At 61.3% G+C, this 20,017-nt stretch carries 20 protein-coding genes, 1 pseudogene and 1 other annotated feature; of the genes and pseudogenes, 8 read left to right on the plus strand and 13 right to left on the minus strand.

Annotation, left to right across the window (positions count from 1 at the left end):
- Position 1: 1 nt before the first annotated feature.
- Both oppD and oppF read left to right on the plus strand, forming a co-directional pair.
- On the plus strand, positions 2–997 hold the full coding sequence (gene oppD / locus CYR32_RS14295) for an ABC transporter ATP-binding protein (protein WP_101825572.1): 996 nt from the start codon (positions 2–4) through the stop codon (positions 995–997).
- The gene (oppF, locus tag CYR32_RS14300; RefSeq protein WP_101825574.1) at positions 994–1,995 is read left to right on the plus strand and encodes a murein tripeptide/oligopeptide ABC transporter ATP binding protein OppF; all 1,002 of its coding nucleotides are present in this window, start codon (positions 994–996) and stop codon (positions 1,993–1,995) included. The genes oppD and oppF overlap by 4 nt, the downstream gene beginning before the upstream one ends.
- 336 nt (positions 1,996–2,331) lie before the next feature.
- Here oppF and CYR32_RS14305 read toward each other — a convergent pair whose 3' ends face one another.
- Both CYR32_RS14305 and cls read right to left on the minus strand, forming a co-directional pair.
- Entirely contained in the window at positions 2,332–2,661 is a 330-nt protein-coding gene (locus CYR32_RS14305; RefSeq protein ID WP_206602461.1) for an HI1450 family dsDNA-mimic protein, read from the minus strand.
- A 128-nt stretch (positions 2,662–2,789) separates the two neighbouring features.
- Positions 2,790–4,250: a cardiolipin synthase gene (gene cls / locus CYR32_RS14310; protein WP_101825577.1), complete on the minus strand. Its 1,461-nt coding sequence runs from the start codon at positions 4,248–4,250 to the stop codon at positions 2,790–2,792.
- 267 nt (positions 4,251–4,517) lie between these two features.
- Here cls and CYR32_RS21450 point away from each other — a divergent pair, with 267 nt between their 5' ends.
- Complete coding sequence (locus CYR32_RS21450) at positions 4,518–4,691, plus strand: YciY family protein (RefSeq protein WP_146000703.1); 174 nt, start codon at positions 4,518–4,520, stop codon at positions 4,689–4,691.
- A gap of 59 nt (positions 4,692–4,750) precedes the next feature.
- On the opposite strand, the gene CYR32_RS14315 is transcribed toward CYR32_RS21450, so the two are convergent.
- Positions 4,751–5,047, minus strand: a complete 297-nt coding sequence (locus CYR32_RS14315; protein ID WP_101825579.1) for a YciI family protein — start codon at positions 5,045–5,047, stop codon at positions 4,751–4,753.
- A 282-nt stretch (positions 5,048–5,329) separates the two neighbouring features.
- Here CYR32_RS14315 and CYR32_RS14320 point away from each other — a divergent pair, with 282 nt between their 5' ends.
- Positions 5,330–6,079: an energy transducer TonB gene (locus CYR32_RS14320; protein ID WP_101825581.1), complete on the plus strand. Its 750-nt coding sequence runs from the start codon at positions 5,330–5,332 to the stop codon at positions 6,077–6,079.
- Between the two features lie 59 nt (positions 6,080–6,138).
- On the opposite strand, the gene yciA is transcribed toward CYR32_RS14320, so the two are convergent.
- From yciA to CYR32_RS14340, 4 genes are all read right to left on the minus strand, one after another.
- The gene (yciA, locus tag CYR32_RS14325) at positions 6,139–6,567 is read right to left on the minus strand and encodes an acyl-CoA thioester hydrolase YciA (protein WP_101825583.1); all 429 of its coding nucleotides are present in this window, start codon (positions 6,565–6,567) and stop codon (positions 6,139–6,141) included.
- Positions 6,568–6,624: 57 nt separating this feature from the next.
- A complete protein-coding gene (locus tag CYR32_RS14330) occupies positions 6,625–7,182 on the minus strand; it encodes a septation protein A (RefSeq protein WP_101825584.1) in 558 nt (185 codons plus the stop codon).
- A 135-nt stretch (positions 7,183–7,317) separates the two neighbouring features.
- Positions 7,318–8,070 (minus strand): YciC family protein, encoded by a 753-nt coding sequence (locus tag CYR32_RS14335; protein WP_101825586.1) that lies wholly within the window; start codon positions 8,068–8,070, stop codon positions 7,318–7,320.
- A 52-nt stretch (positions 8,071–8,122) separates the two neighbouring features.
- Positions 8,123–8,518, minus strand: coding sequence for a YkgJ family cysteine cluster protein (locus tag CYR32_RS14340; protein ID WP_101825588.1), 396 nt, complete (start codon positions 8,516–8,518; stop codon positions 8,123–8,125).
- 286 nt (positions 8,519–8,804) lie between these two features.
- On the opposite strand from CYR32_RS14340, the gene ompW reads away from it, so the two are divergent.
- Positions 8,805–9,437, plus strand: coding sequence for an outer membrane protein OmpW (ompW, locus tag CYR32_RS14345; protein ID WP_101825590.1), 633 nt, complete (start codon positions 8,805–8,807; stop codon positions 9,435–9,437).
- Between the two features lie 60 nt (positions 9,438–9,497).
- On the opposite strand, the gene CYR32_RS14350 is transcribed toward ompW, so the two are convergent.
- The 6 genes and pseudogenes from CYR32_RS14350 to CYR32_RS14380 form a co-directional block, all read right to left on the minus strand.
- Positions 9,498–9,812: a BON domain-containing protein gene (locus CYR32_RS14350; protein WP_101825592.1), complete on the minus strand. Its 315-nt coding sequence runs from the start codon at positions 9,810–9,812 to the stop codon at positions 9,498–9,500.
- A 166-nt stretch (positions 9,813–9,978) separates the two neighbouring features.
- A complete protein-coding gene (gene trpA / locus CYR32_RS14355) occupies positions 9,979–10,785 on the minus strand; it encodes a tryptophan synthase subunit alpha (protein WP_101825594.1) in 807 nt (268 codons plus the stop codon).
- Positions 10,785–11,978 (minus strand): tryptophan synthase subunit beta, encoded by a 1,194-nt coding sequence (gene trpB / locus CYR32_RS14360; RefSeq protein WP_165698249.1) that lies wholly within the window; start codon positions 11,976–11,978, stop codon positions 10,785–10,787. The genes trpA and trpB overlap by 1 nt, the downstream gene beginning before the upstream one ends.
- Positions 11,979–12,016: 38 nt before the next feature.
- Positions 12,017–13,375 carry a bifunctional indole-3-glycerol-phosphate synthase TrpC/phosphoribosylanthranilate isomerase TrpF gene (trpCF, locus tag CYR32_RS14365; protein ID WP_101825598.1) on the minus strand — a complete coding sequence of 453 codons (1,359 nt, stop codon included), beginning with the start codon at positions 13,373–13,375 and terminating at the stop codon, positions 12,017–12,019.
- Between the two features lie 3 nt (positions 13,376–13,378).
- A pseudogene (trpD, locus tag CYR32_RS21890) lies at positions 13,379–14,994 on the minus strand (bifunctional anthranilate synthase glutamate amidotransferase component TrpG/anthranilate phosphoribosyltransferase TrpD).
- On the minus strand, positions 14,994–16,556 hold the full coding sequence (locus tag CYR32_RS14380) for an anthranilate synthase component 1 (protein WP_101825678.1): 1,563 nt from the start codon (positions 16,554–16,556) through the stop codon (positions 14,994–14,996). The pseudogene trpD and the gene CYR32_RS14380 overlap by 1 nt, the downstream one beginning before the upstream one ends.
- A 28-nt stretch (positions 16,557–16,584) precedes the next feature.
- Positions 16,585–16,686 (minus strand) — a sequence feature (Trp leader region).
- Positions 16,687–16,905: 219 nt separating this feature from the next.
- Between CYR32_RS14380 and rnm the strand changes: the two genes are divergently transcribed.
- The 3 genes from rnm to rluB all read left to right on the plus strand — a co-directional run bounded on the left by rnm (position 16,906) and on the right by rluB (position 19,981).
- A complete protein-coding gene (gene rnm, locus CYR32_RS14385) occupies positions 16,906–17,772 on the plus strand; it encodes an RNase RNM (RefSeq protein ID WP_146000704.1) in 867 nt (288 codons plus the stop codon).
- A 52-nt stretch (positions 17,773–17,824) separates the two neighbouring features.
- Positions 17,825–18,445, plus strand: coding sequence for an L-threonylcarbamoyladenylate synthase (locus CYR32_RS14390; protein ID WP_101825605.1), 621 nt, complete (start codon positions 17,825–17,827; stop codon positions 18,443–18,445).
- Positions 18,446–19,108: 663 nt separating this feature from the next.
- Positions 19,109–19,981 carry a 23S rRNA pseudouridine(2605) synthase RluB gene (gene rluB, locus CYR32_RS14395; protein WP_101825607.1) on the plus strand — a complete coding sequence of 291 codons (873 nt, stop codon included), beginning with the start codon at positions 19,109–19,111 and terminating at the stop codon, positions 19,979–19,981.
- Positions 19,982–20,017 lie beyond the last annotated feature (36 nt).

The following is a 20,017-nucleotide window of genomic DNA, read 5'->3' on the forward strand; positions in this document are numbered from 1 at the left end:
CATGAGCACCATAACTGTCAATAATCCGGCGGCGAGCCTGCTGGATGTCAAAGACCTGCGCGTGACCTTCGGCACCCCTGACGGCGACGTCACTGCCGTCAACGATCTCAACTTCGACCTGCGCGCCGGGGAGACCCTCGGCATCGTGGGGGAGTCCGGCTCCGGCAAATCCCAGACGGCCTTTGCCCTGATGGGCCTGCTGGCCAGCAACGGCCGCATCGGCGGCTCGGCTAAACTCAATGGGCGGGAGATTCTTAACCTGCCGGAGGCGCAGCTCAACAAACTGCGCGCCGAAGAGATCGCCATGATCTTCCAGGATCCGATGACCTCGCTGAACCCCTACATGCGGGTGGGTGAGCAGCTGATGGAAGTGTTGCAGCTGCACAAAAAAATGAGCCGCCGCGATGCGTTCGATGCCTCGGTGCGGATGCTGGATGCGGTAAAAATGCCGGAAGCGCGCAAACGGATGACGATGTACCCGCATGAGTTCTCCGGCGGGATGCGTCAGCGGGTGATGATCGCCATGGCGCTGCTCTGCCAGCCCAAACTGCTGATTGCCGATGAGCCGACCACCGCGCTCGACGTCACGGTACAGGCGCAGATCATGACGCTGCTGAACGAACTGAAACGCGAATTCAACACCGCCATCATCATGATTACCCACGATCTGGGGGTAGTGGCCGGCATCTGTGACAAAGTGCTGGTGATGTATGCCGGCCGCACCATGGAGTACGGCAGCGCGCGTGACGTCTTCTACCAGCCGACGCACCCGTACTCCATCGGCCTGCTGAATGCGGTACCGCGCCTGGACGCAGAAGGCGAAACCCTGATGACCATTCCCGGCAACCCGCCCAACCTGCTGCGCCTGCCGAAAGGGTGCCCCTTCCAGCCGCGTTGCCCCTACGCGATGGAGATCTGTTCCACCGCACCGCCGTTGGAACGTTTTGGTGACGGGCGCCTGCGCGCCTGCTTTAAGCCGGTGGAGGAGTTAGTATGACCAGCGTCGCTGAAAAGAAAGTCCTGCTTGAAGTCGCCGATCTGAAGGTGCATTTCGATATCAAAGACGGCAAACAGTGGTTCTGGCAGCCGTCAAAAACCCTGAAAGCGGTCGATGGGGTAACCTTACGGCTGTTCGAAGGGGAGACTCTGGGCGTGGTAGGGGAGTCCGGCTGCGGCAAATCGACTTTCGCCCGCGCCATTATCGGCCTGGTAAAAGCCACCAGCGGCCGGGTGGCCTGGCTGGGCAAAGATCTGCTCAATATGAACGATGAGCAGTGGCGTGACACCCGCAGCGATATCCAGATGATTTTCCAGGACCCGCTGGCGTCGCTGAACCCACGCATGACTATCGGGGAGATCATCGCGGAACCGCTGCGCACCTACTACCCGAAGATGCCGCGTGCCGAGGTGAAAGAGAAAGTCAAAGCGATGATGATGAAGGTGGGGCTGCTGCCTAACCTGGTGAACCGCTACCCCCATGAGTTCTCCGGCGGCCAGTGCCAGCGCATCGGTATCGCGCGGGCGCTGATCCTGGAGCCGAAGCTGATTATCTGTGACGAGCCGGTCTCCGCGCTGGACGTCTCAATCCAGGCGCAGGTGGTGAACCTGTTACAGAAGCTGCAACGGGAAATGGGGCTGTCGTTAATCTTTATCGCGCACGATCTGGCGGTGGTGAAGCACATTTCAGACCGGGTGCTGGTGATGTACCTGGGCCATGCGGTGGAGCTGGGCACCTACGATGAGGTCTACCACAACCCGCAGCACCCCTATACCCGCGCGCTGATGTCCGCCGTGCCGATCCCGGACCCGGACAAAGAGAAGCTGAAAGTCATCCAGTTGCTGGAAGGGGATCTGCCGTCGCCGATCAACCCGCCATCCGGCTGCGTCTTCCGTACCCGCTGCCCGATTGCCGGGCCGGAGTGCGCACAGACCCGGCCGCTGCTGGAAGGGAGCTTCCGTCATGCGGTCTCCTGCCTGAAGGTGGACCCGCTGTAACTCTGACTGTGACCACAAACACCGTGCCCGGGCACGGTGTTTTTTTATGCCTGGCGGAGCAACAGGGGCATCCCCCGAAAATTTCCCATATAGTTACAACATACTTAGTTTTCTGTTTTTCGGTCACCTGAGCAGTACGGGCAAACTTAACGTAGCGCTGTCTTGCAGGCTATAAAAGAGGGGGCAGGCAGCGGGGGCTGAGGAAGCCTGTCGCGAGGTGTGGCGGCAGAAAGGTGCGGTCAGGGGCTGAAAAGGAGAGCGGGGCGCAAAGAAGTGGGGCAAACGCAGAGCGGGCAGGCGGCACCACCGCCTGCCCGCAGGAGAAGTCAGGCCGCGTTACTCTTTCCAGAGGATATGGCAGAACTTATGATCTTTTTCGCGGCAGATCAGTACCCGTGCAAACACGTCATTGATCGGTTCGCCATCCTCATCGGCCAGGCCAATCACCACCTCGGCAAAAAAGTCCGGGTTCAGATCGAGGTCAACGTGCTCGCTCCAGTCTTCGGCCGGGTCGTACAGCTCCGCGCCGCCGCGCTCTTCAAACTGAAGATTGAACAGCAGCACATCAGCAGGATCGAGATTGTCGGTCGCCAGCTCCAGAAAAATATCGTAAGCCTGTTCCAGCGTTTCATCTTCAGTCAGGCGGTTATTCAGATCCATATACAATCCCGTGAGTCAAAGGGGGGAATCAGCAGCATAGCATGGGCCGCCGCACTCTTTTTAAAACCTTTTCGCGTTAACACCGGGGCCGCCAAAGGCACATCCGCCCCCGGTCATCTCCGCCGCCCCGTTTTTTACAGCAGCGGGCTGAAAAAGTAAAACAGCCGCTCGACGATCCGGTGCCATAATGGCCGGTTCAGCCATTTTTTCCCATTTAACAGGGTAGAGCGCGCAATGTAATCCTCCTGCACCCGCGCCAGATCGGCCCCAAAGCCGTCATCATCAATCACCAGCGTAATCTCGAAATTCAGCCACAGGCTGCGCATATCGAGGTTCACGGTGCCGACCAGGCTGAGCTGCCCATCCACCAGCACACTTTTGGTGTGCAGCAGCCCTCCCTCAAACTGATAGATATTGACGCCCGCCTCCAGCAGTTCGTTGAAGAAGGCGCGGCTGGCCCAGTCCACCAGCAGGGAGTCATTTTTCCGCGGCACAATAATGCTGACTTCCACCCCCCGCTGCGCCGCCGTACAGATGGCATGCAGCAGGTCATCGCTGGGCACGAAGTAGGGCGTGGTCATGATCAGCTGTTCACGGGCGGAATAGGCCGCCGTCAGCAGCGCCTGGTGAATCATCTCCTCCGGGAACCCGGGGCCGGAGGCGATCACCTGAATCGTGTGGCCGCTCTCCTGCTCAAACGGCATGATGGTCGACTCCGGCTCCGGCGGCAGGATGCGCTTCCCGGTCTCGATCTCCCAGTCACAGGAGTAGACGATGCCCATGGTAGTCGCCACCGGCCCTTCCATGCGCGCCATCAGGTCAATCCACTGGCCGACGCCGGAATCTTGCTTGAAGTAGCGCGGGTCCACCATATTCATGCTGCCGGTATAGGCCACATAGTTGTCGATCAGCACCACTTTGCGGTGCTGGCGCAGGTCCATGCGGCGCAGGAACACGCGGAACAGGTTAACCTTCAGCGCTTCCACTACCTCAATGCCGGCGTTCCGCATCATCGCCGGGTAGGGGCTGCGGAAAAATTGCAGGCTGCCGGCGGAGTCGAGCATCAGCCGGCAGTGGATACCGCGCCGCGCCGCCGCCATCAGCGATTCCGCCACCTGATCGACCAGCCCGCCCGGCTGCCAGATGTAGAACACCATCTCTATATTATGGCGCGCCAGTTCAATATCGCGGATCAGCGACTTCAGGGTGTCATCACAGGTGGTCAGCAGTTGCAGCTGATTGCCCTTGACCCCCGGCACCCCCTGGCGGCGCTCACAGAGCTGGAACAGCGGCAAGGCGACCTCACTGTGCTCCGTGGCAAAAATATCCTTGGACTGCTTAAGCTCGCCCAGCCAGCGTGCGGTGGCGGGCCACATCGCCTTGGCGCGCTCCGCGCGGCGTTTGCCCAGGTGCAGCTCGCCAAACGAGAGGTAAGCCACAATCCCTACCAGCGGCAGAATGTAAATAATCAGCAGCCAAGCCATCGCCGACGGCACTGCCCGGCGTTTCATCAGAATCCGCAGGGTGACCCCGGCAATCAGTAACCAATAGCCAAATACCATCAGCCAACTGATCACTGTATAAAATGTTGTCATAAGGGCGAAAAATCCTGTTCGCGAGCCGTTTTACTGAGTTTACGCAGAGTTAACGAAAGGTGAAACCTTTTGTCCCAGATAAAGCAGAGGGAGTCAGCCAGGTAAAGTGATCAGACCTGTGACGTGGACAGGCCGGAGGCCGCGTATGCCGGGGGTTGCCGGAAAAGGCTGAGAGAAAGCAGGGATTTACCGCAGCATTTTTAGACTTGGCTCACAAAATGAAATGCCTATAATGCCCCCGTCACCCAAGAACTGAGAATTATTGCAATGAAACGCACCAGAAATGAAGTGGGACGCTGGCGGATGCTGCGTCAACAGCAACGCCGCCGCAGCCGTTGGCTGGAGGCCCAGTCGCGTCGCTACCGGCACATCTACCGGATCCGTGAGGTAAACCACCAACAGCTGCTGCGCCGTCTGGTTCTTAATGCGGTGAACTACTGAGAAAACAACAGTCCCTGACGGGACTGTTTTGCATTTTGGGAAACCCTGCTGCCGGTCACTCAAAAGGTGCGGCGGAACGGCTTCACCACCACCGATTTATAGATCCCGGCCGCCAGATAGGGCTCGGCATCCGCCCAGGCCTGGGCGTCGGCCAGCGACTCGAATTCGGCAATAATCGTCGACCCGGTGAAACCGGCGTCGCCGGGATCATTGCTGTCCACCGCCGGGTGTGGCCCGGCGACAACCAGACGCCCGGCATCATGCAGCGCCTGCAAACGAGCCAGATGTTCCGGGCGGGCGGCCTGGCGTTTGGCCAGGGTGTCAGGATGATCCTCGCAATAGAACAGATAGAGCATATTTCACCTTTTGAATCATTGGGCTGAACAGCGTTCTACCATAGCGGAAAACCAGCCGCGGCGGAAAGGGGATTAATGTGCCTTCTGCGGCGGCGGCCCCGGACTGAGCGTTAACAAAACGTAATTTCTGTAGGGTTAATTCTCTCTGCTTGTTAATAAGTTGCTGAAAAAGCATGTTTTAGCGATTTTTTTGGAGACCGGTTAACAAGAGTTGCCCGCTGCTTATTGAATATGATTGCTATTTGCATTTAAACTTGCGGCTTCAGAGGAAAACGAATCATTATGCCGCCAAAAACCTTCTCATTTGCCCGCAGGATATCGCTCCCGGTTGTGCTCTCGGTTGGATTGCATAGTGCCGTGGTGGGCGGTTTACTTTACGCCTCCTTTAATCAGGAGATCACCCTGCCGCCCAGGCAGGAAGCCCCCATCAGCGTGACCATGGTCAACCCGGCGGATTTTGCCCCGCCGAAAGCAGTGGAGCCGCCGCCGCCGGCTGAGCCGGAACCCGCGCCGCCGGAGCCGGAGGTGCAGCCGGAACCTGAGCCGGAGCCGCCACCGCCGCCCAAAGCGGTGACCATCGAGAAGCCGAAGCCGAAACCGGTGGAGAAAAAGGCCGAGAAGCCGAAACCGAAGCCGCGGCCCAAAGAGGTGGCGAAGCCGGCAGAGCGCCGGAAGCCGGACGCCTCACCGTTCAGCCAGACGGCCAACACCCCCGCCCCGGCGAAAGCGGCCCCGGCCGCCGCTGCCGCGCAGCCTGCCGCAGCCCAGGGGCCGCGCCCGTTGCAGCGCGGGCAGCCGACCTACCCGCAGCGCGCCTTTGCCCTGCGGCTGGAAGGGCGCGTCAAAGTGCAGTTTGATGTCGAGAGCGACGGCAGCGTCAGCAATGTGCGCATCCTCTCGGCGGAGCCGCGCAACATGTTTGAGCGGGAAGTCAAACAGGCGATGCGGAAATGGCGTTATGAGGCGAAAGCCGGCAAGGACCTGGTGGTGACCATTGTGTTTAAAATCAATGGCGGCAGCAGCATTCAGTAGATAAAAAAAGCCACGGCATCTGCCGTGGCTTTTTTCTGGTTACTGCCGCGCGGGGCGGGTCAGTCGTCGCTGCCGACGCGGAAGTTGTCTTTCCCGGCGGGCAAACGGCGGGATTTACCCTGGTCATCCACGGCCACGTAGGTGAATACCGCCTCGGTGGCGCGGTAGCGCTGGCCCAGCGGCTCAGACGACACCTTTTTCACCCAGACTTCCACATTGATGGTCATCGAGCTGCGCCCGGTACGGATGCAGCGTGCATAACAGCAGACCACATCCCCCACCGCGACCGGCTTCAGGAAGGTCATGCCGTCCACCCGCACCGTAACCACCCGCCCTTCGGCGATCTCTTTGGCCTGAATGGCACCGCCCATGTCCATCTGCGCCATCAGCCAGCCGCCGAAAATATCGCCGTTGGCATTGGTGTCCGCCGGCATCGCCAGCGTACGCAGCACCAGCTCGCCGTTGGGTAAACTCTGTTTTTCACTCATGGGATTGCTTCACAGTCAGAAAGTAATATCCCTGCCGGTACGGCAGGGGCAGGCCACTTATTTTTTTGGCTCTTGCGGGTTTTTTTGCTCATCCGGCATATGGCGGTAGATATAGAGGCCGCTCAGCAGGGTAAACACCAGCGTCAGTGCGGTCAGGCCGAAGACTTTGAAATTCACCCAGACGCTCTGCGGCAGCCAGAACGCCACATAGATGTTGGCCAGCCCGCACAGCAGGAAGAACAACGCCCAGGCGGTGTTGAGCCGGTTCCAGACGCCGTCCGGCAGCGTCAGCTCTTTGCCCAGCATCCGCTGGATCAGCGGGTTGCGCAGCATCCACTGGCTGACCAGCAGCGCCAGGGCGAACAGCACATAGATCACCGTGACTTTCCATTTGATGAACAGATCATCATGGAACACCAGCGTCAGCGTGCCGAATACCGCCACCATCGCGAAGGTGATCAGGGTCATCTTCTCGACTTTGCGGTACTTCACCCAGGTAAAGATCAGCGCCAGCGCGGTCGCCGCAATCAGCGCGCCCGACGCGGCGTAGATGTCATACAACTTGTACACCACAAAAAACACAACCAGCGGAAGAAAATCAAGAAACTGCTTCATACATGATTCCAAGTTAAACCCATCGTCCGACTATACCGGATTCAGCGGGGTGTGTGTACCACCGGCCCGCCGCGCCCTGGCCGGCAGGCGCGCAGAAAAAAGGGCACCCGCAGGTGCCCTTGCAACGCCCGGCCGTTACTTGCGCAACAGCATATAGAGGCGGAACAGGTAGATCAGCAGCATGGCGGAGACCACATTGCTCAGCGCCGTCAGCACCACCGTGGCGACGGTCGGCGTCAGGGCAGTGAGGTGGCTGACCAGGAACAGCAGCAGCAGTTTGGCGGCCAGCCACAGCATCATCGCCGGCACCACCAGGCGGATGTTGGCGTACGCCAGCCGTGCGCTGAGGCGCAGCGCGCCCATCACGCCGACGCGCTCAGTGGCGGTAATCACCGGGGCCAGCGCCACGGCAATCGCAATCAGCACCCCCGGCAGGACGAACAGCATCAGGCCGAGCTGGATCAGCAGGGTGCAGATGAACATCAGCACCAGCATCCGCGGCAGGATCGGGGCAGACGCCCCGATGGACCGCAGCGCGCTGGTCGGCTGGCGCTCAGAGACCAGCCGGATCAGCGTCAGCATCCCGCCCGCCAGCAGCACATTGCCCACCAGCGCGGAGAAAGTGGCCGCAGCGGACACCTTCAGCAGCACCATCTGCTGCTCCGGCGTCATCTGCTGGATGATCTCCTGCAGACCCATCCCGGCCGTCGAGGTCAGGTCACTCTCCGCGTTGGCCAGGATATTGAGCTGGTCAGCGTCCGGGACAAAGGCCTGGTTCAGCAGCACGGTAATAAATGCGGTCAGCAGCGCCAGCAACAGGATGCTGGTCAGCTGGTTACGCATAAAGTTAAAACTGTCACGGTACAACGTACTGGCCGTGATGGGCATGGAAACTCCTTGGCAACAATCAAAATCATAATAAGGCACTGATTGTAACCTGTTACGCCCCGGTGTGGCACCCCGCATCCGGCATTGACACCGGCAACAGGTTCACCGGCGCCACCGGCAGCGGCGGCAGGCCGTAACGCGCCCGCGCCCGGTCACACGCCTCATTGGCGATGCCGTTTTCACCCGACTGGTCAAACTCCCGGCACGGGGTCGGCCGGTTCAGGTAGATGGAACAGGAAACCGCCCGGCCTATCTCGCCCTCAAGGGCGGTGCAGCGCGGGGATTTACTGTTGGTGCCTTGCATGCAGCGGAGAAACGGGGTGACCGGCTCGGTGCGATCGACCGGCACCGGCCCGCCGCCGTCTTCAGCTTCAGCCCAATAAAACGAGACGCGGAAATAGGCGCAGCAAGCGCCACAGCTAATGCAGGGATTATGTGATTCGCTCATCTTGATTACCCACCGACTCCTTACGGTTTCGAACCAAAAACACGGGGAAAGAGCACGTTACTCACGGCGGTTTTTTTTGGCAACTGAAATTTCGGGGCGAAAAAAAGCCTGGTTAAAACCGTTGTTTTTGATCTGGATCAATTCATTGCTTTTTAATGTATTGAGTCAAATTGATCGGGATGGAATCCGTGTCTTTTCAATGCAAAGATGCGCGCCTATACAAAATGTGAATGCGAAAACCATAAGCATTTCTGACGGAAATATATTCAGGCAAAAGGAGAAGGGAATGAACAAGGCGTCTTGGGTTTTGCTGGTGGCGGCCGCGCTGCCGGCGGTGGCATCAGCACACCAGGCCGGGGATTTCATCGTGCGCGCCGGCACGGCCACCGTCCGCCCCACGGAAGGGTCAGACAATGTGCTGGGGCTCGGCCCTTTCAACGTGGATAACAATACCCAGCTGGGGCTGACTTTCAGCTACCTGGTCACGGACAATATCGGCGTAGAGCTGTTGGCCGCCACGCCGTTCAAACACAAAATCGGCCTGCAAGCCACCGGCACCCTTGCCGAAGTGAAGCAGCTGCCGCCGACGCTGATGGCGCAATACTATTTCGGCAGCAAACAGGATGCGCTGCGCCCCTATCTGGGCGTCGGGGTGAACTACACCACCTTCTTTGATGAAAAATTCAACGACACCGGGAAAGCCGCAGGCCTGAGCGATCTCAGCCTGAAAGACTCCTGGGGCATCGCCGGGCAGGCGGGGCTGGATTACAACCTCAACGAGCACTGGCTGCTGAACATGTCGGTGTGGTGGATGAATATTGAAACCAAGGCGCGCTTCAACGCCGGGGGTGCCCACCAGAGCATCGACACCCGCCTCGACCCGTGGGTCTTTATGTTCGGGGCCGGTTACCGCTTCTGACCGGCAGGCAGGAAAAAGGCGCACCGGGGTGCGCCTTTTCTGTCTCTGTGCGGCGATCTTTTACTTAATCTGCATCGCATTCTCAACCGAGCGCACACCGGTGATTTTGCGCGTCACCTGCACGGCGCGGTTGGCATCCGCCATTGAGCTGACGAAGCCGCTCAACTGCACCCGGCCTTTAAAGGTTTCGACGTTAATCTCACGCGATTTCAGCGTTTCATCGGCCAGCAGGGCTGATTTCACTTTGGTGGTCACCACGGTGTCATCCAGATAACCGCCGGTGCCTTCCGATTTTGCGGTCGGTGCACAGGCTGACAGGGTCAGCGCCACCATCAGCGCCATACATAATGCAGATAAGGCTTTGACTAATTTCATGTCCATTCTCCATGCCAAATAGGGGTATCGTCCTTTGCCACGGCTGGTGAGCCGTTACGGGCGCAGGTTCAATCAGTTTGGTGCATGGATTGGCGTTAGACAAATTCACCAGGGAAATAAGCAGCACAAATAACGCCTTACCGCACGAAACGGTAAGGCGGGGGGATCAGGCGCGGGTGGCGGCTTTCATCTCCGTGACGAACGCGGCCAGGCGGCGCAGCATCTCTTCCGGCTCCGCATGGTACTGTTCGATAATCCGCACGATGGCGGAGCCGGAGATCGCCCCGGCGGCCCCGGCCTTGAGCGCTTCACGCACCTGCGACGGCTCCGAGATGCCGAAGCCCTGCAACGGCGGCGCGGCCTGGTATTCTGTCAGCTTGTCGATCAGGTGGCCGAGCGGCAGCTGGGCGCGCTGCTCGGTGCCGGTCACCCCGGCGCGGGAGAGCAGGTATGTGTAGCCGCGCCCCTGGGCCGCCACTTCACGCAGCAGCGCCTCGTCGGCATTCGGCGGGCAGATAAAGATCGGCGCGATATTGTGGCGCAGGGCGGCCGCGCGGAACGGCGCGGACTCCTCCACCGGCACGTCCGCCACCAGCACCGAATCCACGCCCACCTCGGCGCAGCGCTGGTAGAAGGCGTCAATCCCCTTGTGGAATACCAGGTTGGCGTACATCAGCAGGCCAATCGGAATGTCCGGGTGTTTCGCGCGGATTGCCGCCAGCATCTCGAAACAGCGGGTTGGCGTGACGCCGGCGGCAAAGGCGCGCAGGGTCGCATTCTGGATGGTCGGGCCGTCGGCCAGCGGGTCGGAGAAGGGGATGCCCAGCTCCAGCGCGTCGGCCCCGGCTTCGACCAGCGTGTCGACAATCGCCAGCGAGAGCTCCGGGTCCGGGTCGCCAAGGGTCACGAAAGGCACAAACGCGCCTTCGCGGCGGGCGGCCAGCGCCGTAAAACAGTGCTGATAGCGTTCCATCAAATCTCTCCCCGTGTTTTCAGAATGTCATGGACCGTGAAAATATCCTTGTCGCCGCGGCCGGAGAGGTTCACCACCAGCAGCTGCTCTTTCTCCGGGTTCTCTTTTATCATCTTCAGCGCGTGGGCCAGCGCATGGGAGGACTCCAGCGCCGGGATAATCCCCTCACTGCGGGAGAGCGCCTTAAAGGCCTCCAGCGCCTCTTCATCGGTGATGGAGACATACTCAGCGCGGCCGATGCTGTTGAGGTAGGCGTGCTGCGGGCCGACGGACGGGAAATCCAGCCCGGCAGAGATAGAGTAGGACTCCTCAATCTGCCCCTCGTCGGTCTGCATCATCGGTGCTTTCATGCCGAAATAGATGCCGACATGGCCATGTTTGAGCGGTGCGCCGTGCTGGCCGGACTCAATGCCCAGCCCGCCCGGCTCCACGCCGATCAGCGCCACCGACTCCTCTTCGATGAAGTCCGCAAACATGCCGATGGCGTTGGAACCGCCGCCGACGCAGGCCAGCACCGCGTCCGGCAGGCGGCCCTCTTTCTCCAGCACCTGCGCTTTGGTCTCTTCGCCGATCATCCGCTGGAACTCACGCACAATGGTCGGGTAGGGGTGCGGCCCGGCGGCGGTGCCGAGCATATAGTGGGCGGTCTCATAGCTGCCGGACCAGTCGCGCAGCGCCTCATTACAGGCATCTTTCAGGGTGGAGGAGCCGCTGTGCACCGGGATCACCTCTGCGCCCATCAGCCGCATACGGAACACGTTCGGCGACTGGCGGGCAATGTCTTTCGCGCCCATATAGATGCGGCACTTCAGGCCGAGCAGGGCGGAGGCCAGCGCCGACGCCACGCCGTGCTGCCCGGCACCGGTTTCGGCGATGATTTCGGTTTTGCCCATGCGTTTCGCCAGCAGTGCCTGGCCCAGCACCTGGTTGGTTTTGTGCGCGCCGCCGTGCAGCAGATCCTCGCGCTTCAGGTAGAGTTTGGTGCGGGTGCCGGCCGTGAGGTTGCGGCACAGCGTCAGGGCAGTGGGGCGGCCGGCGTAATTTTTCAGCAGGTCAAAAAACTCGGCCTGGAAACCGGGGTCGCGCTGGGCGCTGACGAACGCCTCTTCCAGCTGTTTCAGCGCGGGCATCAGAATCTGCGGCACATACATGCCGCCGAATTCACCAAAGTAAGGGTTGAGTAATGTCATTATTCGCTGTCCTGTCTGTGAAAACGGTCTGACGGCGCGGCTCAGTAGGCGCGCAGCGTCTGAAATACGGCGGTAATTTTCTCAGCATCCTTGATGCCGGGGGCGGATTCCACCCCAGAGTTAAAGTCCAGCCCGGCGCAGCCGAGTTGCGCAGCCTGCACGCAGTTGTCCGCCCCCAGGCCGCCGGCCAGCAGCACATTGTCCAGTGGCTGCCCCGCCAGCACCCGCCAGTCAAAGGGCTGGCCGCTGCCGCCGTTGCCGTTGTCCAGCACATAGCGGTCAACGTGGTTCAGGTCGCGGGCGGGCATCTGGTCACGCACGCTCAGCGCTTTCCAGATGCGGCAGGCTGGCGGCAGTGCGGCGCGCAGGTGGTCTATATAGGCCTGATCCTCCTGCCCGTGCAGCTGCACCGCGTGCAGGCCGAGGGCCGCGGCAGTCTCCGCGACGTCCGCCACCGGCTGGTCACTGAACACGCCGACATACTTCAGCGGCGCGCCTGCCATCACCTGCCGCGCCTGTTCCGGCGTGAGGCAGCGCGGTGAGCGGGCGGCGAAAATCAGCCCGCCGAACGCCGCCCCGGCCTGGTACGCCGCCTGGGCATCCTGCGGCCGGGTCAGGCCGCAGACTTTGTTTTCACCGAGGATCACCCGGCGCACGGCGGCGGCCAGATCCGGCTCCGCCATCAGGGCGCTGCCGATCAGGAAGCCGTTGGCGAAGCGGCTCAGTTCGCGGATCTGGCCGTAGGTGTTAATGCCTGACTCGCTGATCACCGTCACGCCCGGCAGCCGCGGCGCGAGGCGGCGGGTGCGGTCGAGGTCGATGCTCAGGTCGCGCAGGTCGCGGTTGTTAATACCCACCACCTTCGCTCCCAGCCGCAGCGCCCGTTCAGCCTCCTCTTCGCTGATCACTTCCGTCAGCACGCCCATGTTCAGGCTGTGGGCCACCGCCGCCAGCTGGCGGTACTGCTCATCCTCCAGCACGGAGAGCATCAGCAGCACGGCATCGGCCTGATAGTGGCGCGCCAGGTAGATCTGGTACGGGTCGATGATGAAATCTTTGCACAGCACCGGCTGCGGCACGGCGGCACTCACCTGCGGCAGGAAATCGAAACTGCCCTGGAAATATTTCTCGTCAGTCAGCACCGAAATGGCGGAGGCGTAGGCGCTGTAGATCCCCGCAATCGCTGCCGGGTCAAAATCTTCCCGGATCAGCCCCTTGGAAGGCGAAGCCTTTTTGCATTCCAGGATAAAGGCGGTACGGGCGCCCTGCAGGGCGTGGTAAAAGCTGCGCTGGCTGGGGCCAAGCAGGTGTTCAAAATCGGCCAGCGGCTGCTGTTCTTTACGCGCCGCGACCCAAACTGCCTTGTCACGAACGATCCGGTGGAGCACGGTTTCCTGCATCACTTATCCTCTTGCTGCCAATGCGCTGACACGCTGGTAAGCGTCGCCGCTGCGGATCACCGCGAGCGCCTGTTGCGCATTCTGTTTTAGGTCTTCTTGCCCGAAAAGCTTCAGTAAAAGCGCGACATTAGCGGCCACCGCCGCCTCATGGGCAGGCTCGCCTTTACCTTGTAACAAGCGTGCCAGAATGTCACGGTTTTCTTCCGGCGTACCGCCCAGCAGCGCCTCCACCGGGTAGCCGCGCAGGCCGAAGTCAGCAGGCGTGAGCTGGTAGCTGGTGATGGCCCCGTGGTTCAGCTCTGCCACCTGGGTCGGCGCGTGGATCGCCACCTCGTCCATGCCGCCGCCGTGTACCACTGCGGCGCGCTGGTAGCCCAGTGTGCGCAGGGTTTCGGCAATCGGCAGTACCAGCTCCGGGCTGTAGACGCCAATCAGCGCCAGCGGCGGGCGGGCCGGGTTGATCAGCGGCCCCAGCACGTTAAACAGCGTGCGGGTTTTCAGCTGCTGGCGCACCGGCATCGCGTGGCGGAACCCGGTGTGGTACTGCGGCGCAAACAGGAAACAGATACCGAGGTCATCCAGCGCCTGACGTGCCTCGTCAGCCGGTAAATCGAGGCGGATGCCGAACGCCGCCAGCAGATCGGAAGAACCGGAGCGGCTCGACACGCTGCGGTTGCCGTGTTTGGCGACCCGCACCCCGCACGCCGCGGCCACAAAGGCGCTGGCGGTGGAGATGTTAATGCTGTTGCTGCCGTCGCCGCCGGTGCCGACGATGTCGGCAAACGGGTAGTCCGGCCGCGGGAAGGGCTGGGCATCGGCCAGCAGCGCCTGCGCCGCCCCGGCGATCTCTTCCGGGCGCTCGCCGCGCACTTTCATGCTGATCAGCGCTGCCGCCAGCTGGGACGGCTCCAGCCCGCCCTGGATAATGGTGCTGAACAGGGCACGGCTCTGCGCCTGGCTCATCGGCTCTGCGCGGTAGAGCTGCTCAAGGATCGCGGCGTGGCTTTCATGTGATAGGGTCATGGTTCTCTCTCCTTGTGTTATGCCAGCGCCCAGGCCAGGGTCTGCTCCAGCAGACGCGCGCCCTGTGAGGTCAGAATTGATTCCGGGTGGAACTGGAAGCCGCAGACGCGGTCAGCGTCGTGGCGGACGGCCATCACCATGCCGCCGAACCGGGCATTGACCACCAGCCCGGCCGGGAGGTCGCTGCCCACCAGCGAGTGGTAACGCGCCACCGGCAGCGGGTTCGGCAGCCCGGCGAACATGCCGGTACCGTCATGCTCGACCAGCGAGGCCTTGCCGTGCAGGATCTCGCCCGCCTGGCCGACCCGGCCGCCGTAGGCTTCCACAATCGCCTGGTGGCCGAGGCAGATGCCGATCACCGGCAACTGGCCGCGCAGCCGTTGCAGCAGGGCGGGCATGCAGCCCGCCTCCGCCGGGGTGCCGGGGCCGGGGGAGAGCATCAGGATCGGCTGCTCCATCTCTTTCAGCTTGCTGATGATGGTCTCAGCCGGAATCTGGTTGCGGTAGATCACTACCCGGTGGCCGAAGGTGCGCAGCTGATCCACCAGGTTGTAGGTAAAGGAGTCGATATTATCGAGCAGCAGGATGTCAGCCATCAGAACACCTCCCGGGCGTGATGTGCGGTAGCAATGGCGCGCAGCACGGCGCGGGCTTTGTTGCGGGTTTCGTCCGCTTCCGCCTGCGGGACGGAGTCCAGCACCACCCCGGCCCCGGCCTGTACGGTGGCGATGCCGTCTTCGACATAGGCGGAGCGGATCACGATGCAGGTGTCGAGGTCGCCGTGGGCGGTGAGGTAGCCCACCGCACCGCCGTAGCTGCCGCGGCGGCTCCCTTCTGAGGCGGCGATCAGCTGCATGGCGCGGACTTTCGGCGCGCCGCTCAGCGTGCCCATGTTCATGCAGGCCTGGTAGGCGTGCAGCACATCAAGATCGTGGCGCAGGGTGCCCACCACGCGGGAGACCAGGTGCATCACAAAGGAGTAGCGGTCGACTTTGGTGAGGTCGGCGACGTAGCGGCTGCCCGGCTCGCAGATGCGCGCCAGATCGTTGCGCGCCAGATCCACCAGCATCAGGTGCTCGGCCAGCTCTTTATGGTCAGTGCGCATCTCCAGCTCAATCCGGCTGTCGAGATCGCGGTCCAGCGAGCCGTCGGCATGGCGGCCGCGCGGGCGGGTGCCGGCAATCGGGTAGATCTCAATCTGGCGGCTGTCGGCATCATATTTCAGGGCGCTCTCCGGCGACGCGCCGAACAGCTGGAAATCATTGTCCTGCATGAAAAACATGTAGGGGCTGGGGTTGTTCTCTTTCAGCGTCTGGTAGGCGGCCAGCGGCGACGGGCAGGGCAGGGAGAAGCGGCGTGACGGCACCACCTGGAAAATCTCCCCGGCGCGGATCGCCTGTTGCAGGCCGCTTACCACGGCCCCGTACTCCGCGTCGCTCTGGTTGCAGCTCAGCGCCATCTCCTGCACCAACTGGCGCGGGATGGGGTGCGCAGGCTGCTGCAACTGGCGCTGTAACTGTTCCAGGCGCTGTTGCAGGCGCTGTTTCTCCGCCGCGGACGGCGTAAACACACTGGCCTGTAAACGGCTGGTGCGGTGCTGGTGGTCGAGCACCAGCAGCGTCTCCGCCAGGTAGAAGCAGAAATCCGGGCAGTGCTGGTCAGCGCGCAGCGCCGGCAGATCCTCAAACCCGGCCACCAGGTCGTAGGCAAACAGGCCGCCGAGGAACATCGCCTCACGCTCCTCCGCCGGGCTGTTCACCAGCGTCAGCAGGGTACGCAGCGCGTCAAACACCGACAGCGAACAGAGGCGCGCGTCCTCATCCTGCATCGGGTCGATGGCCGGGAACGTCAGCTCGCGGCCGTTGGGGCGCACCTGGTTGCTGACTTCCGGCGGCAGCGCCGCATCCAGCAGCGGCAGCAGCGACGCGCCGTTGGCGGTCAGCGCCTGAAGGGTGACGGTGCGGCCCAGCGCGGTGATGCGCAGGGCGCTGTCCACGATCAGCAGGCTTTTCAGGTTCTGTTTGCTGGTGATCTCCGCGGACTCCAGCAGCAGCGTGGCCGGGCGTGCGCCGCACAGCTGGTTAAAGATGGCGGTGGGGTCGTCCCGGTAGCAACCGGTCACGCTCAGCAGGTCCAGGGTAGGTTGAGTTGTGTTCATGTTTGCTTCCACGTCGTTATTTTTATCCACAAAAAAGCCCGCACGGGGCGGGCCTTTGGGTATCTGCAAGGTCTGATGACCGTACGCGTGATTACACCGCCCGCCAAAGAGAGGGTCGCCACCAGCGAACAAAGAGGGTAATCAGCAACGTTTTCATCATCAGCACCAGGTTGTCGTGAACTTGTGTACTAGTTAACGGGTTCGCCGGCGGAAAGTCAACCCTCATTTCTGCGGGTTAGCGTGAAATGATAAAAATGATGAATATGACATAGGGCTGGCATCCGGTTGCCACAATGGGGTAACGTGCCGCCACTGCCCCACCGGGGATTCACGTTTTTGCAGGATGACCATGTTGACTGAAGCCACTTCCACCGCCTTTACCCTGTTCGACCTCCACAGCCACACCACCGCCTCCGACGGGCTGTTAACGCCCGCGGCGCTGGTGGCACGCGCCGTGGAGATGCGCGTCGGGGTATTGGCGATCACAGACCATGACTCAGTTGACGGCCTGGCGGCGGCGGCAGAGGCGATCGCGGCGCAACAACTGCCGCTGCGCCTGGTCAACGGGGTGGAGATCTCCACCCTCTGGGAGAACCACGAGATCCACATTGTCGGGTTGAACATCGACCCGCAGCACCCAATGATGCAGGCGCTGCTGGCGCAGCAGCGCGACTACCGCCGGCAGCGGGCGGAGGAGATGGCGCGCCGCCTGGAGAAAGCGCACATCCCCGGCGCACTGGAGGGCGCATTACGCCTGGCAGACGGCGGGGCGGTGACGCGCGGCCACTTCGCCCGTTACCTGATTGAGGCGGGCAAAGCGGAGAACGTGGCCCAGGTGTTTAAGAAATACCTGGCCAAGGGGAAAACCGGCTACGTTCCGCCCCAGTGGTGTACAATAGAACAGGCTATTGATGTTATTCATCAATCTGGCGGTCAGGCGGTGGTGGCTCACCCCGGCCGTTACGATCTCTCAGCAAAATGGCTCAAGCGGTTGCTGGCCTTTTTTGCTGAGCACGGGGGCGACGCGATGGAAGTGGCCCAGTGCCAGCAGGCCCCCAATGAACGCACACAACTGGCGCAGTATGCGCAACAGTTCCGGTTGCTGGCCTCGCAGGGCTCGGACTTTCACCAGCCCTGTTCATGGATCGAGCTGGGCCGCAAACTCTGGCTGCCGGGCGGCGTAGAGCCGGTCTGGCGTGACTGGACGGTTGCCTGACGCGCCGGATGCCCGGCATGACGCCGGGATCACAACGAAAAAGAGGTCCCTGATGAGTCAGTTTTTCTATATTCACCCCGAAAACCCGCAACTGCGCCTGATTAACCAGACGGTGGACGTGCTGCGCAAAGGCGGGGTGATTGTCTACCCGACCGACTCCGGTTACGCGCTTGGCTGCCGGCTGGAGGAGAAGGCGGCGATGGAGCGCATCTGCCGCATCCGCCAGCTGGACAGCAACCACAACTTTACGCTGGTCTGCCGCGATCTCAGCGAGCTGGCCACCTATGCCTACGTGGATAACACCGCCTTCCGGCTGATTAAAAACAATACGCCGGGCAACTACACTTTCATCCTGAAAGCCACCAAAGAGGTGCCGCGCCGGTTGATGAGTGAGAAGCGCAAAACCATCGGCCTGCGGGTGCCCTCCAACCCCATCACCGTGGCGCTGCTGGATGCGCTGAACGAGCCGCTGATGTCGACGACCCTGATGCTGCCGGGCAACGATTTTGCCGAGTCCGACCCCGATGAGATCAAAGATACCCTGGGCAAACAGGTGGATCTGATTATTCACGGCGGCTCCCTGGGCCAGCAGCCCACCACGGTCGTGGATCTCACCGACACCACGCCGGAAGTGATCCGCGAAGGGGCGGGCGACCCGGCCCCGTTCCGCTGATCGCCGCTGCCCGGCAACCTCCGCGGTTGCCGGGCGCACACCTCTTGCCATTACGCCTTCCTGTCACGCCCTATTATATTTGGCGTGCCCCGCTATTTTCTTTTCTGTTCAGGGATAATTTGGCTTAAGTTTCTTTATTAATTTGACTTAAGTGGAATGACTATTCCCTGGCGCAACATGAATTAAGGGTTCCTGTAATTCATTCATTTGTCATGATTAATCCCGGCTATTACCTTTCCGTTATTAAACGGTGCAAACGATTATCCGCGCTTAACTGTTCACAATAAGATTAGCCTTATTTATTAATGAGAATAATTATGCGTGCACAGAAAAAAGGAGCTGACGATCATCGCTTGCGCCGCCGGGTATGCTGATGATACTGGCAGGGTGCCTGCTGTTCTGGGCGCTGTTGTTCGGCTGGCTGTTTGGCTGACGCGCCCCCTGGCGGGCACTGGCGCGGCGGGGGCAGAGCCGCCCGATCCTTTCCCCTCTGCGGGCTATAATAGGGAATACAAAGCGAGCGTAACTGTGTATAATAGTCGGCTAAACTTTTTATAAGTGATTGATTTATATCAATATTGCTTATAAGCCCCATTCCTGAGCCGCAGAAATCTCTTTTGCGGTTTATCTGACGCCTGTGAAGGCGACAACAGAGGTTGCTCAATGAGCGAGAAATTACAGAAAGTTCTGGCGCGGGCCGGCCACGGTTCCCGCCGCGAAATCGAAGCCATTATCCAGGCCGGCCGCGTCAGCGTAGACGGCAAAGTGGCGACCCTCGGCGACCGTGTCGAGGTCACCGCCGGCATGAAAATCCGTATGGACGGCCACGTGGTCTCGATTACGGAATCCACCGAAGCGGTATGCCGCGTACTGGCCTACTACAAACCGGAAGGCGAACTCTGCACCCGTAATGACCCGGAAGGCCGCCCGACGGTGTTCGACCGCCTGCCGAAGCTGCGCGGCGCGCGCTGGGTAGCGGTGGGGCGTCTTGACGTCAACACCTCCGGCCTGCTGCTGTTCACCACCGACGGTGAGCTGGCAAACCGGCTGATGCACCCAAGCCGTGAAGTGGAGCGTGAGTATGCGGTGCGCGTCTTCGGCCAGGTGGATGATGAAAAAATCAAACAGCTCAGCCGCGGCGTGCAGCTGGAAGATGGCCCGGCCGCCTTCCGCACCATCACTTATCAGGGTGGTGAAGGGCTGAACCAGTGGTACAACGTGACCCTCACCGAGGGCCGTAACCGTGAAGTCCGCCGCCTGTGGGAAGCAGTGGGCGTGCAGGTGAGCCGCCTGATCCGCGTGCGCTATGGCGATCTGACGCTGCCGAAAGGGCTGCCGCGCGGCGGCTGGACGGAGCTGGATCTGCCGCAGATCAACTACCTGCGTGAGCTGGTGGAGCTGGACCCGGAAACCGTCAGCAAAATGCCGGTGGAAAAAGACCGCCGCCGGGTAAAAGCGAACCAGATCCGCCGGGCAGTGAAACGCCACAGCCAGGTGGCCCCGGGCCGCCGCAGCGCAACCAATAAGCGCGGCTAATCTATTTCAGGCATCATCTCTCTCTAAACCGCAGCT

Origin of the sequence: Chimaeribacter coloradensis (assembly GCF_002858715.1) — a bacterium.
Lineage (GTDB): Bacteria > Pseudomonadota > Gammaproteobacteria > Enterobacterales > Enterobacteriaceae > Chimaeribacter > Chimaeribacter coloradensis.

Excerpts from the sequence above, each read along its gene's own strand:
- oppD (WP_101825572.1), top strand. The coding sequence starts at position 2 with ATGAGCACCATAACTGTCAATAATCCGGCGGCGAGCCTGCTGGATGTC.
- oppF (WP_101825574.1), top strand. The coding sequence starts at position 994 with ATGACCAGCGTCGCTGAAAAGAAAGTCCTGCTTGAAGTCGCCGATCTG.
- cls (WP_101825577.1), bottom strand. The coding sequence starts at position 4,250 with ATGACAACATTTTATACAGTGATCAGTTGGCTGATGGTATTTGGCTAT.
- CYR32_RS21450 (WP_146000703.1), top strand. The coding sequence starts at position 4,518 with ATGAAACGCACCAGAAATGAAGTGGGACGCTGGCGGATGCTGCGTCAA.
- CYR32_RS14315 (WP_101825579.1), bottom strand. The coding sequence starts at position 5,047 with ATGCTCTATCTGTTCTATTGCGAGGATCATCCTGACACCCTGGCCAAA.
- CYR32_RS14320 (WP_101825581.1), top strand. The coding sequence starts at position 5,330 with ATGCCGCCAAAAACCTTCTCATTTGCCCGCAGGATATCGCTCCCGGTT.
- yciA (WP_101825583.1), bottom strand. The coding sequence starts at position 6,567 with ATGAGTGAAAAACAGAGTTTACCCAACGGCGAGCTGGTGCTGCGTACG.
- CYR32_RS14330 (WP_101825584.1), bottom strand. The coding sequence starts at position 7,182 with ATGAAGCAGTTTCTTGATTTTCTTCCGCTGGTTGTGTTTTTTGTGGTG.
- CYR32_RS14335 (WP_101825586.1), bottom strand. The coding sequence starts at position 8,070 with ATGCCCATCACGGCCAGTACGTTGTACCGTGACAGTTTTAACTTTATG.
- CYR32_RS14340 (WP_101825588.1), bottom strand. The coding sequence starts at position 8,518 with ATGAGCGAATCACATAATCCCTGCATTAGCTGTGGCGCTTGCTGCGCC.
- ompW (WP_101825590.1), top strand. The coding sequence starts at position 8,805 with ATGAACAAGGCGTCTTGGGTTTTGCTGGTGGCGGCCGCGCTGCCGGCG.
- CYR32_RS14350 (WP_101825592.1), bottom strand. The coding sequence starts at position 9,812 with ATGAAATTAGTCAAAGCCTTATCTGCATTATGTATGGCGCTGATGGTG.
- trpA (WP_101825594.1), bottom strand. The coding sequence starts at position 10,785 with ATGGAACGCTATCAGCACTGTTTTACGGCGCTGGCCGCCCGCCGCGAA.
- trpCF (WP_101825598.1), bottom strand. The coding sequence starts at position 13,375 with ATGCAGGAAACCGTGCTCCACCGGATCGTTCGTGACAAGGCAGTTTGG.
- CYR32_RS14380 (WP_101825678.1), bottom strand. The coding sequence starts at position 16,556 with ATGAACACAACTCAACCTACCCTGGACCTGCTGAGCGTGACCGGTTGC.
- rnm (WP_146000704.1), top strand. The coding sequence starts at position 16,906 with ATGTTGACTGAAGCCACTTCCACCGCCTTTACCCTGTTCGACCTCCAC.
- CYR32_RS14390 (WP_101825605.1), top strand. The coding sequence starts at position 17,825 with ATGAGTCAGTTTTTCTATATTCACCCCGAAAACCCGCAACTGCGCCTG.
- rluB (WP_101825607.1), top strand. The coding sequence starts at position 19,109 with ATGAGCGAGAAATTACAGAAAGTTCTGGCGCGGGCCGGCCACGGTTCC.